Genomic DNA, 12,395 nt, shown 5'->3' on the forward strand with positions numbered 1-12,395 from the left:
TTATGATTTTAGAATTTAGAAATGTGGAGAAGAGTTTTGGGGACAAAAAAGTTCTTAAAGGTGTTAATTTTACCGCTGAAAGTGGTGTAGCAAATGGTTATTTGGGAAGGAATGGTAGTGGAAAGACGACGAGTTTTAGACTACTACTAGACATTTTTAGACCAGATAAAGGTGAAATTCTTTTAGATGGTAAACCGATAGATCATAATAAAGTAAAAATAGGATATCTACCAGAAGAAAGAGGAATGTATGATGGTGTAGGGCTTGTTGATCAACTCGCTTATCTTGGAATGTTGAAAGGTATGACCAAAAAAGCTGCACGTACAGAAGCCAAAAAGTGGTTAGAGTTTTTCGAACTTGAAGATAATAAAAAAGCATTAAAAACTTTGTCAAAAGGGAATGCTCAAAAAGTTCAAATTATTCAAAGTGTTATGAATAATCCTGATATATTAGTTTTTGATGAACCTTTTAGCGGTCTTGATCCTGTTAATGTTGGGAAATTAAAAGAAATTATTACAGACTTTATCAAAAAAGATAAATTAGTTATTTTTTCTTCACATCAAATGCCGGTTGTTGAGACTTTCTGTGAAGATATTAATATACTTGAACAGGGGAAAATAGTTCTTAGTGGAAATTTAGATTATATAAAAAAACAATTAGGTCATGGGAAAATGATTTTAAGTGTGAGTGGACTTAGTAAAGAGGAACTTTTTGCAAATTTACAAGCAGTACCTATGGGAATTGATTATTCACTAGTCGGGGAAGGTGTGCTACTTGATTTTAAAGAAGATATGGCTAAGAAAAACTTACTTGTAAAATTATCAGAGAGCAACTTTAATGTAGAAGAGTTTAAACTTTACAAACCAACATTAGAAGAAATTTTCGTAAGTCAGGTAGGTAGATAAGTATGAAAAATTTTAAAACAATATTTAATTTTGAATTAAAACAATTTTTTGGAAAAACATCAACAAAGGTAGTCATGGCAATCTATTTTGTGTTAGCCATTGGGATAACTTTTGTTCCTAGCATAATGAATAGTAATTTATTCAAGGGGGATAGTAATGATAATTTCCAACGAAGTGGTTATGTAATAACGGATATTAATATTGATACATCTAATTTAAAAGATGCGAAAAAATATGACAGCAAAGAACAATTAGAAAAAGATATTAAAGAAAATAAATTAGATGAAGGTATTGTCTTAATGAAAGATAATTATGAATACTTATCGAAAAGAAGTATCTTTAGTGGAAGTGGGAGTGAATTTCAAACTGCTTTTGGAAAAAATATAGAAAAAATAGTGTATGAACAAAATGGTTTAGATATAAATAAAGTTGAACAAGTTAAAGCTAGTGTACCACAACCTAAACTTGTTAACGTTAGTGGTGATGACGATTCGGCTGGACAAGCTGTTAATCTTACAATAGCTTATGTCTTAACATTTATTGTGTATATGACAGTTGTGCAGTTTGGAAGTATAGTAGCTACAAATGTTGTTAAAGAGAAAAGTAACAGAGCGATGGAGCTTTTAGTGGTAACTGTAAATCCTAGAACTTTAATTTTAGGAAAAGTATTTGCCTTATCTGTTGGAGTTATAATTCAACTTGGATTAATTTTAGGTGGGTTATTTGTTGGAATGAAAATAAATTTATCTAAATACACAGATAACTTGAAATTTATATTAGAAAATCTTGATTATAAAGTGTTAGCAGTAGGAGTACTGTTCTCTTTGACAGGGTTTATAATGTTTATGTTCTTGTATGCAGCATTTGCTTCACTAGTAAGCAAAGTAGAGGATGTTAACGGAGCGGTAACAATACCGATGTTAATCTTTATTGCAGCTTTCTTCGTTAACTATTATGTAATGGGATCTTCAGGAGATACAAAATTAGCAGAAATATTGTCTTATATTCCGTTCACATCATATTTTGCTATGTTTACACGTTTTGCTATATCCAACGTAAGTTTAACAGAAGTTGCTATATCTTATGGAGTGCTGTTTGTGTCAACTATTCTTTGTGCATTCGCAAGTGTAAAAGTTTACAGAGCGGCGACTTTAAGATATGGAAAAAAATTAAATTTCTTCAAATTGTTATTAGGAAAATAGTTGTAATAATATTTTTGGTGTAAAAATATAGTAGAAGTTTATATACTGATATTTTTCAGCTTTGAAAATATTTTTACGAGTGAGATTAATAAATAATTTACATTAAGAAAGAATTTAGTTCTAAAAAGAATTAAATTCTTTTTTATATTATTCTTAATGAATAGTAATAAATTGATATAATAATATTTTAAAAAAGACAATTTTTCAATTTCATTAATACAGAATTCTCGACATTAAATAATACAGGTCTGACAAATTCAGAGTTAAAACAGAAGTATCTATAAAGGATTGTTCGGTATAATAATTAGTACAGCAAGAAATGGAATTCAATCATATGAAATTAAGATAAAATAAAAAATTTTCTTTTATTTTATGAGCAGTTAGTTTGAAATTAGAGAGATTTATAATTATAATTTTGGTAATGATAATTAATATCATTAAAGCGCGCGCATAAATAATTAAAGAAAGAGGGCAAAATTATGAGTAAAATAGTAGTAGTTGGAGCAAATCACGCAGGGACGGCTTGTGTTAATAAGTTGTTGGCTGAGTATGGTAACAAAAATGAAGTAATAGTATTTGATCAAAATTCAAATATTTCATTTTTAGGATGTGGTATGGCATTATGGATAGGAAAACAGATTTCAGGTCCAGAAGGATTATTTTATGCAAGTAAAGAATCTTTAGAACATGCGGGTGCAAAAGTTTATATGAATTCTCCAGTTGAAGCGGTAGATTTTGATAGAAAAGAAGTACATGTATTACTAGATGGAAAAATAAAACATACGGAATCTTATGAAAAATTAATTTTTGCGACAGGCTCAATACCAATACTGCCTCCGATTAAAGGAGCGGAAATGGTTCAAGAAAGTCGTGAATTTAAAGCAACATTAGAAAATTTACAGTTTGTAAAATTATATCAAAATTCAGAAGAAGTAATTAAAAAATTAAATACAAATCCAGATATTAGACGTGTAGCAGTAGTAGGTGCTGGATATATAGGAGTAGAATTAGCTGAAGCATTTGAACGTTTAGGAAAAGATGTCACATTGGTGGACATAGTTGATACTTGTTTGGCAGGGTATTATGATCCAGAATTTTCTAATTTGATGAAGAAAAATTTGGAAGAACATGGTATTCGCTTGGCATTTGGTCAAAAAGTAGAGGCAGTAGAGGGAAATGGGAAAGTAGAACGTTTAGTTACCGACAAAGAAACTTTTGATGTGGATATGGTAATTTTAGCAGTTGGTTTTAGACCTAATACAGCTTTGGGAAATGGAAAAATTGAATTATTTAGAAATGGAGCATTTTTGGTAAATAAAAAACAGGAAACTAGCATAAAAGATGTTTATGCAATAGGAGATTGTGCAACGATCTATGATAATGCAGTAGGAGATACAAATTATATTGCTTTAGCTTCTAATGCTGTCCGCACTGGATTAGTTGCTGCCTTAAATGCTGGTGGTAATGGAGATGTAGTTGAATCTATTGGAGTTCAAGGTTCGAATGGTATTTGCATCTATGATTTAAAAATGGTATCAACAGGTTTAACTTTAGAAAAAGCAAAACGCTTTGGTTATAATGCCGTAGTCACGGAGTATACAGATTTACAAAAGCCAGAATTTATTGAACATGATAATCATGAAGTGAAGATTAAAATTGTATACGATAAAGATACACGTGTGATTTTGGGGGCGCAATTAGCTTCTAAGGAAGACGTATCAATGGCAATTCATTTATTCTCTCTGGCCATTCAAGAGAAAGTTACTATTGAGAAATTAGCTTTAACAGATATTTTCTTTTTGCCACATTTTAACAAACCGTACAATTACATTACAATGGCGGCGTTATCTGCAAAAGAATAAAAAACTGTAGATAATAATTTAAAAGAAATTCGAGTGAAAAAAATTATAACTCGAATTTCTTTTCTTAAACTAAGTTATTTCCTAATACATGTAGATAATTAATATAAATTAATATTCATATTGTAAAAAAAATGATATAATAGGTAGATATATTATTTTAGTGGAGGTTTAAATTGAAATTATCAGTTTTAGCCAGTAGTAGCAGTGGTAATAGTATTTATGTTGAAAATAATAATTTTCGTTGTTTAGTAGATGCTGGGCTTACTGGGAAAAAAATAGTCGAAAACCTAGAACAAATAAATAAAAATATAAAAGATATTGACGCAATATTTGTAACGCATGAACATGTAGACCATATTAAAGGTATTGGAGTACTAGCAAGAAAGTATGATATTCCGATTTATGCTAATAAACTGACATGGGATAATATGAAAAATATTGGTGAGATAAAATCTGACTTAAAATTTCATTTTGAGAAAGAAGAGTGTAAAATATTTAATGACATGGTTGTAAATAGTTTCGGTGTCAGTCATGATGCAGCGAATCCTCAGTTCTATACTTTTGAGTGTGGTGGAAAAAGGGTTAGTATTCTTACTGATACTGGTTATGTGTCGGACAAGATGATTGACTATATAAAAAATTCTCATACTTTAGTTTATGAGAGTAATCATGAAGAAAATGTTCTTTTAAGTGGACCGTATCCATGGAAAACAAAGCAAAGAATACTTTCAGATAAGGGACATTTGTCAAATACTGATTCGGCAAATTATTTAACGAAAATTGTCGGTGATAATACAAAGAATGTTTTTCTTGCTCATTTGAGTAAGGAAAACAATACAAAAGAATTGGCACGTCTTGCAGCGAAATCAATACTTGAGAGAAATGATATAGATTGTAATAATAAAATTATGATTTTAGACACCGATCCAGTAAATCCTACAAAATTGATAGATATAGTGTAGATCTTAAATTTCGGGTAAGTTATAATATAATTTTTAAAGGTAGTAGAATCTAAGAATTATTTTCTGTAGAGAATTTTCAGTTAATGCCGCCTCTAAAACAGCAAAAATTAGGGATAATATCATTATTAAAATTAAGTAAGAGGGCAAATTTTTAGTTTATGTGGTAAAGATTAAGCTATTCTTTTACAAGTTTAGCAAAAAGAATAGCTTTTTTTAGTATATATTATATACTTCGAATTTTTTTGAAAAGTTTGAAAAAATAATATATTAACGCAATAAGTGATACTATAAATAGTATAGATATGAATAAAAATAAACAAGAAATTATTAAATTATAATAATTCATTTAAACACCCCCTCTAGGAATTTGTTTCATCAATGTATAGGGCTTGGATAACAAGTTATCTGTTTTTTTGAACATCATTTTTTATAATCCTAATTTGATATTTGAAATATGTTGATTTAATAAATTTTTTTGATTAATTACATTAGCTTTAGTGCACCATGAGTAGGTAAAATTTGATGGAAATTAAAATACTAATAGAATTTTTGTAAGAGTTTTTTATTTTCCATAATAAGGCTCCATGTGCAAGAATGCTGAGTATATATTTGAGCTATATGCCAAAACATGGTAAGACCTACTTCCACTTCATCTTCATTATATCCTAAAAAATCGAAAAAAGCCAATGCTTTCAATAGGGATGAATACTCTGGATAGAATGGTAAAACTTTGGTTTAAGTGCTTGAAAATTCATGGGAATGCCTTTTGTATTATCGGAAATTTAGGTTTGGAGGTTTATCTTTCATAATTTATTGATTTGTGACTAAGGTGTTTATTATAGTAATATTTAGTGATTAATATATGTTTTAACCATTTTCATCTGAAATATCATGTTGAGATAATAATTCAACATGAATAGTCAGAAAATTCTAGTTTTTTTAACTGGAATTTTTATTTTTTTATTGCAATTTCTCGAAAAATTTTATAATATATTATTATGTTGTAAAAAATGAATGATAGATATTTTGTAAAATATAATCTATTAAAAGTTTAAAATTTAGAAAATAAACTGATTAATTATAGTTTGGATGTTTTTTTATGGCTATAAGGTAGGTATAAGTTATTTTGGAAGGAGTTAGTCTAATGGAAAAGCTATTAGAGATTAAAAATCTAGAAACAGCATTTAGAATAAAAGATGATTATTTCAACGCTGTTGATAAGGTTAGCTTAGATCTTTATAAAAATGAAGTACTGGCTATCGTTGGTGAGAGTGGATGTGGAAAATCTACGCTTGCCACTACTATTATGGGACTTCATAATGAAAATCTAACAAGATCAACTGGAGAAATTATTTACGATGGTAAAAACTTGTTAGAATTAAGTGAAGAAGAAATGAATAAAATTAGAACGAAGGATATTGGAATGATTTTCCAAGATCCATTATCTTCATTAAATCCTCTTCATAGAATTGGAAAGCAAATTGAAGAAGCTCTAGTTTATCATACAGAGTTAACAGCGGACGAAAGAGAAAAAAGAGTTATTGAACTTTTAACACAGGTTGGTATTCCGAATCCAGAGCGTTGTGCAAAACAATATCCACATGAACTTTCTGGTGGTATGCGCCAACGTGTTATGATTGCAATGGCTATGAGCTGTAAACCTAGTGTTTTAATCGCTGATGAACCAACGACAGCTCTTGATGTTACCATTCAAGCACAAATTTTGGATCTTATAAAAGGACTTCAAAAAGAAATGCATGCAGGAATCATTCTTATTACTCATGATCTTGGTGTTGTAGCTGAGATGGCTGATAGAGTAGCAGTACTTTACGCTGGAGAAGTAGTAGAAATTGGAACAGCTGAACAAATTTTTAAAAATGCTAAGCATCCATATACTCGTAGTTTATTAAGAAGTATTCCTCAATTAGATGATGAGAGTGCAGATGATGAACTTTATGTAATTCAAGGTATGGTACCTTCTATTAAAGATTTAGATAGAGAAGGTTGTCGATTTGCTGATCGTATTCCGTGGGTTAAAGAAGAATCACATGAGCATAATCCTGGTCTGCATGAAGTGGAAGAAGGACATCTTGTACGTTGTACATGTTATAAAGATTTTGTGTTTGAAAGGGAGGAGAACAATGCTTAAAGTTGAAAATTTAAAAGTTCACTATCCCATTCGTGGTGGATTTTTTAATACTATAAAAGATTATGTTTATGCTGTTGATGGTGTAGACATTGAAATAGAAGCTGGGAAAACTTATGGTCTTATCGGAGAAAGTGGTAGTGGAAAAACTACTGTTGGTAAGGTTGTACTAGGTCTTGAAAAAGCAACTGATGGACAGATTATGTATAAAGCAGAAGATGTTACTAAGAAAGCTGCTCGTAAAAAAATAAATTATAATCGTGATGTTCAAATGATTTTCCAAGACGCAATGTCAAGTTTAAATCCTAGAAAACGTATTATTGATATTATTTCAGAACCTATTAATAATTTTGAAAATTTATCAGAAGAAGACACTAGAAAACGTGTTTTGGAATTGTTAAATATTGTTGGTATGGGTGAAGAGGCTATGTATAAATATCCTTTTGAATTTTCAGGAGGACAAAGACAACGTATAGGTGTAGCCCGTGCAATTGCATGTAATCCTAAATTAATCGTAGCGGATGAACCCGTGTCTGCTCTTGATCTTTCTGTTCAGGCTCAAGTCCTTAACTTTATGAAAAAAATTCAACGAGAGTTTAACATAAGTTATTTATTCATTTCACACGATCTAGGTGTTGTTAAACATATGTGTGATTATATTTATATTATGTATCGTGGACGTATAGTTGAGCGTGGTACTCGTGAAGATATTTATAACAATCCACAACATATTTATACAAAACGTCTTATTGCGGCTATTCCGAGTACTAATCTTGATAAAGCAAAAGAGGTAATCGATATAAGAAAAGCTGTCGAAGAAGAATATCAAGAACATTATAATGATTATTTTGATAAAGACGGTAGAGTATATCCGCTAAAAAAATTAACTGATACTCATTACGTAGCTATGAAAGGAGGAGAAGTATAATGTGGAAAGTAGTTTTAAAACGTGTTTTAGTAATGATACCACAATTATTTATCCTTAGTGTCTTAGTTTTTGGTCTTGCGAAACTTATGCCAGGGGATCCGTTTAGTGGTCTTGCTGAAAATCCAAAAATTTCTCAAGAACAAATTGAGGCAATTCGTCAAGCTAGTGGTTTTTATGAACCATGGTATCAACAATATTTAACTTGGCTTAAAAATTTCTTTAATGGAGATTTTGGCTTAAGTTATACTACTGGTAAATCTGTAGGAACGCTTTTAGGAGAAAGAATTTTTAATACATTTAACTTATCATTATTTACGGCAGTTTTAATGTATGCTATAGCTATTCCTATGGGTATGTATGCAGGTCGTCATAACGGATCAAAATTTGATAAGTTTGTAAACTTCTACAACTTCTTCTTCCTAGCTATTCCATCATTCGTATTATATTTATTTATGATTGCATTATTTGGATTTGGATTAGGATGGTTCCCAACTAGCGGTTCTGTAGATGTTAACTTAGACCCTGGAACTTTTGCTTACTACATTAACAAACTTCAACATTTGATATTACCAGGTATCTGTTTGGCATTATTATCAACGGTATCAACTGTTCAATATTTGCGTAATGAAGTTATTGAAGCTAAGCAAAGTGATTATGTAAAGACTGCACGTGCTAAAGGTGTGCCAGTTAACAAAGTATATTCTGGTCATATCTTTAGAAACTCTATTTTACCAATTGCTGCATTCTTCGGATTTTCTATTACAGGATTATTTAGTGGTGGTATATTCGTTGAAACAATTTTTGGTTATCCTGGAATGGGACAATTATTCTATCAATCAATTCAAGATAGAGACTATAGTGTTGTAACTACACTTATGTTATTCTCAGGATTTTTAACACTGATGGGAAGTATGCTTAGTGATATAATTATGGCAATTGTTGACCCACGTATTAAACTGGATTAGGAGGAAGTTGAAAAATGACAAAAGCTAAAGAAGAAAAAGTTATAACTAAAACTCCTTCTGGGTTTTCAGTTGTAGCACGTGAATTTAAAAAAGATAAGGGTGCATTTGCAGCCTTGATAGTATTATGTGCAATTTTAATTTTTGTAATTGGATTTAACATTTATATCCGTGTAAGTGGTGTTTATCAAACTTACTTTGATGTTGATTTATTAAATATATTTTTAAAACCAGGAGAAGATGGTTTCTTACTTGGAACTGATGTAGGAGGACATTCTGTTTTTGGTTGGCTTATGATGGGGATGCTTAACTCTATCTTAATAGCCGTAGCTGTTACAGCAATTACTATTACTTTTGGTACTATAGTAGGTTTAGTTATAGCTTATTACGGAGGAGCTGTAGATAATATTGTAATGCGTTTTGTTGACTTTATGGTAATTATCCCAACTCTTATGGTAATTATCGTATTTGTTAGTATTAAACGTGATTATGGAATAGTATTATTTATCCTTATTTTATCAATGTTTGCTTGGATGAGTTCTACTCGTCTTGTTCGTAGTAAAGCATTATCAGAATCACGTCGTGATTACGTTCTTGCTTCAAAAACTATGGGAACTCCAGATTGGAAAATTATGTTAAAAGGTATTTTACCAAATATTAGTTCAATTATTATCGTAGAAGCTACTTTATCTCTAGCAGCTAATATGGGTATTGAGGTAGGATTAACATATCTTGGATTTGGACTTCCGGCTGGCACGCCAAGTATAGGTACTATGTTATCTTATGCAAAAGATGCAGACGTGCTTATTAATAAAATGTATATTTGGCTTCCAGCAGCGTTAGCAATTTTAGTTATCGTTTTATGTATAAATTCCATTGGTGGCGCATTAAGACGTAGTTTAGATGCAAGACAAAGATTATAATAATATAAAAAACTATGTGGAACTTTCCATATAGTTTTTTATTATAACAATAAAAATTACTAAAAGAGTTTGAAGTTAGGATTTATTTTATAAAACAAATGTAGGAAAGTATAATTTAAAAATTAGAAAGCGTGGGAATCTAACTAAGCGACTTGGAAGAACAAAAATTCATGCTTATGTTAAGAAAGAATTTTTAAGAAGAAAATCAAAATATGAAAGTAGATAAAATTTATCATATTAAATTTGAAAGATAATTTTAAATGTTTTTATGAATTAAAAGTCAATAATAAAAAATATTCAAAGAAAGAAGAAAAAACATGTAAAATTTTCTGACAATTACTTGACGAGATTAAATATCTCTGATATAATACCAAGAACAACAAAAGAAAAAAACTGTATATGCAACATATGGTTAAGGAGGACTAAGATAATGGAAAAGAAAAAAATGTTGAAGGTAGTGAGTTCAGCTATGGCACTCACAATGCTACTTGCAGGTTGTTCAAGTGCAGGCAATAAATCTGGAGGAAGCAAACCAGCCGTAGAATTTAAAACTTCTGTTGATAATGGAGGAAGTGCAGTATCAGGAGCAAAACTAAAATATGGTATTTTAAGTTCGGATCCGTTAACAGGGATGTTTAATCCTGTATTTTACCTAAATGCAACAGATTATTATGTAATGAGAGATACGATGGCGGGAGCGTTTACAACAGATGATGCAAAACGTATAAAGCAAGATGATAAAGATGCACCTGTAATGTTCCACCTAGATCGTGATAAAAAAGAAGTTACTTTAACTATTCGTGAGGAGCTTAAGTGGAACAATGGTAATGATGTAACAGCTGATGATATTGTGGCAACTTATGAACTTATGGGTAATCCTAAATATACAGAAAATGTAAGATATAGTGATGATTATGAAGTAATTCAAGGTATGAAAGAGTATCACGAAGGTAAAGCAAGTAATATATCTGGTATTACTAAAAAAGATAATAAAACTGTTGTTATTAAATATACAGATATAAAACCAGCTTTACTTTGGGGAACAGGATTTATTACCGAATTTTTAAATAAAGATCAAGTGGCAGCAGCTTCAAATGATTTTACTAAATTTGCAGAAGCAGAATTAAACACAAAACCATTATCTTATGGACCATATTATTTAGATAGAGTAGTAAATGGAGAAAGTGTATTGGCAAAAGCAAATCCATATTACTATAAAAAAGATGAAGTAAAAATTCCAGAAATTGAATTCAAAGTAGTAGCACCAGCACAAGCAAGTTCAGCGATGAAAAATGGTGATATTGACTATATGACAGATTTAACTACTAATGTTTGGGATGCTACTAAAGATGCAAAAAATGGAACAATACTTGGACAATCAGACTACTATATTTCATATGTTGGATTTAAATTAGGAACTATGGATAAAGAAACTGGTGAAGTAAAAGTAAATCCTAATGCAAAAGCGGCAGATAAGAGAGTTCGTCAAGCATTTGGTTATGCAGTGGATTGGAATCAAATTAATGAAAAAATCTACAAAGGAATTCGTTTTACTCCAACAGGCTCAGGATTCTATCCACCAAGAGTAAAAATGTTCTATGATGAAAATGGAACTGGTTATAAAAAAGATGTAGAAAAAGCTAAACAACTTCTTGATGAAGCAGGACTTAAAGATACAGATGGAGACGGAATTCGTGAAGATAAAAATGGAAATAAACTTACATTTAACTTTGCAATTCGTAATGCAGGACAAGACTTTGATCAAACTCTAGCAGATACTTTCATTAAATCTTGGAAAGAAGTAGGACTTGATGTTAAGCTTGTTGATAACAAACTTATGGCACCAAAAGACTGGTCACAACGTGTTCAATCTGACGATCCAGAAATTGATATTTTCCAAGGAGCATGGGGCTTAGGAACAGATCCAAATCCGGCATCATTAGTAGGTAAGTCTTCACCCCTTAACTACCAACGCTATACAACTGATGAATTGCAAAAATCATTAGATGCTATGGGAAGTTCAGATATGTTTGATGATTCTAAATTAAAAGAAGCGTATCAAAAATTTGATAAACAATTTGCAGAAGAAGCGGCATGGCTACCGTTCAGCTGGAATACTGCAATGACTTGGGTTAACAAACGTGTTAAAAACTTTGATTTAGAGAAATATGATAAGGGTGAACAAAAAGTTTACGAATTAGAATTAACATCAGAAAATTCGGTAAAATAATAATTTAGCTTAGGATGCAGTGCTTGGTAGTTTCTACTAGGCACACCTAATAAAAACTTATATTTCATTTTATTTTCAATTTAATGTAAAGGCGAGGAATTTTATTATTCCTCGCTCTTTTTAATCCTAAAGATAAAAGGGATTTTTATTAAGAAAGATAACTTAAGGATCTATAAGTTTATTTTTATTAACAAGGTTTAGTGAGTAAGATAAGTGGGTGATTAAAGGAAGAAGTGTGAATATAATTTTCTGAAAAATATTATTATTTCTCTAAG

Annotated in this window: 9 protein-coding genes; all 9 read left to right on the forward strand. The window is 30.4% G+C overall.

Annotated elements, in window-relative coordinates; all coding sequences use genetic code 11:
* Window positions 1-2: 2 nt before the first annotated feature.
* On the forward strand, window positions 3-905 hold the full coding sequence (locus H612_RS0102025) for an ABC transporter ATP-binding protein (RefSeq protein ID WP_027129949.1): 903 nt from the start codon (window positions 3-5) through the stop codon (window positions 903-905).
* A gap of 2 nt (window positions 906-907) precedes the next feature.
* Window positions 908-2,107 (forward strand): ABC transporter permease, encoded by a 1,200-nt coding sequence (locus H612_RS0102030; protein ID WP_027129950.1) that lies wholly within the window; start codon window positions 908-910, stop codon window positions 2,105-2,107.
* A gap of 479 nt (window positions 2,108-2,586) precedes the next feature.
* On the forward strand, window positions 2,587-3,969 hold the full coding sequence (gene nox, locus H612_RS0102035) for a H2O-forming NADH oxidase (RefSeq protein ID WP_027129951.1): 1,383 nt from the start codon (window positions 2,587-2,589) through the stop codon (window positions 3,967-3,969).
* 173 nt (window positions 3,970-4,142) lie between these two features.
* The gene (locus tag H612_RS0102040; RefSeq protein WP_027129952.1) at window positions 4,143-4,931 is read left to right on the forward strand and encodes an MBL fold metallo-hydrolase; all 789 of its coding nucleotides are present in this window, start codon (window positions 4,143-4,145) and stop codon (window positions 4,929-4,931) included.
* A 1,144-nt stretch (window positions 4,932-6,075) separates the two neighbouring features.
* A complete protein-coding gene (locus H612_RS0102045; protein ID WP_027129953.1) occupies window positions 6,076-7,080 on the forward strand; it encodes an ABC transporter ATP-binding protein in 1,005 nt (334 codons plus the stop codon).
* Window positions 7,073-8,005 (forward strand): ATP-binding cassette domain-containing protein, encoded by a 933-nt coding sequence (locus tag H612_RS0102050; protein WP_027129954.1) that lies wholly within the window; start codon window positions 7,073-7,075, stop codon window positions 8,003-8,005. Before H612_RS0102045 ends, H612_RS0102050 begins: the two co-directional genes overlap by 8 nt.
* Complete coding sequence (gene opp4B / locus H612_RS0102055; RefSeq protein ID WP_027129955.1) at window positions 8,005-8,970, forward strand: oligopeptide ABC transporter permease; 966 nt, start codon at window positions 8,005-8,007, stop codon at window positions 8,968-8,970. The genes H612_RS0102050 and opp4B overlap by 1 nt, the downstream gene beginning before the upstream one ends.
* Before the next feature lie 14 nt (window positions 8,971-8,984).
* The gene (locus H612_RS0102060; protein ID WP_027129956.1) at window positions 8,985-9,890 is read left to right on the forward strand and encodes an ABC transporter permease; all 906 of its coding nucleotides are present in this window, start codon (window positions 8,985-8,987) and stop codon (window positions 9,888-9,890) included.
* A gap of 430 nt (window positions 9,891-10,320) precedes the next feature.
* Window positions 10,321-12,120: an ABC transporter substrate-binding protein gene (locus H612_RS0102065; RefSeq protein ID WP_027129957.1), complete on the forward strand. Its 1,800-nt coding sequence runs from the start codon at window positions 10,321-10,323 to the stop codon at window positions 12,118-12,120.
* Window positions 12,121-12,395 lie beyond the last annotated feature (275 nt).

The organism is Gemella cuniculi DSM 15828 (assembly GCF_000425665.1).
In the GTDB taxonomy this organism is placed as follows: Bacteria; Bacillota; Bacilli; order Staphylococcales; family Gemellaceae; genus Gemella; species Gemella cuniculi.

What these genes read in the sequence shown, in the direction of transcription:
- H612_RS0102025 (WP_027129949.1), top strand. Translation starts at nt 3, where the DNA reads ATGATTTTAGAATTTAGAAATGTGGAGAAGAGTTTTGGGGACAAAAAA.
- H612_RS0102030 (WP_027129950.1), top strand. Translation starts at nt 908, where the DNA reads ATGAAAAATTTTAAAACAATATTTAATTTTGAATTAAAACAATTTTTT.
- nox (WP_027129951.1), top strand. Translation starts at nt 2,587, where the DNA reads ATGAGTAAAATAGTAGTAGTTGGAGCAAATCACGCAGGGACGGCTTGT.
- H612_RS0102045 (WP_027129953.1), top strand. Translation starts at nt 6,076, where the DNA reads ATGGAAAAGCTATTAGAGATTAAAAATCTAGAAACAGCATTTAGAATA.
- H612_RS0102050 (WP_027129954.1), top strand. Translation starts at nt 7,073, where the DNA reads ATGCTTAAAGTTGAAAATTTAAAAGTTCACTATCCCATTCGTGGTGGA.
- opp4B (WP_027129955.1), top strand. Translation starts at nt 8,005, where the DNA reads ATGTGGAAAGTAGTTTTAAAACGTGTTTTAGTAATGATACCACAATTA.
- H612_RS0102060 (WP_027129956.1), top strand. Translation starts at nt 8,985, where the DNA reads ATGACAAAAGCTAAAGAAGAAAAAGTTATAACTAAAACTCCTTCTGGG.
- H612_RS0102065 (WP_027129957.1), top strand. Translation starts at nt 10,321, where the DNA reads ATGGAAAAGAAAAAAATGTTGAAGGTAGTGAGTTCAGCTATGGCACTC.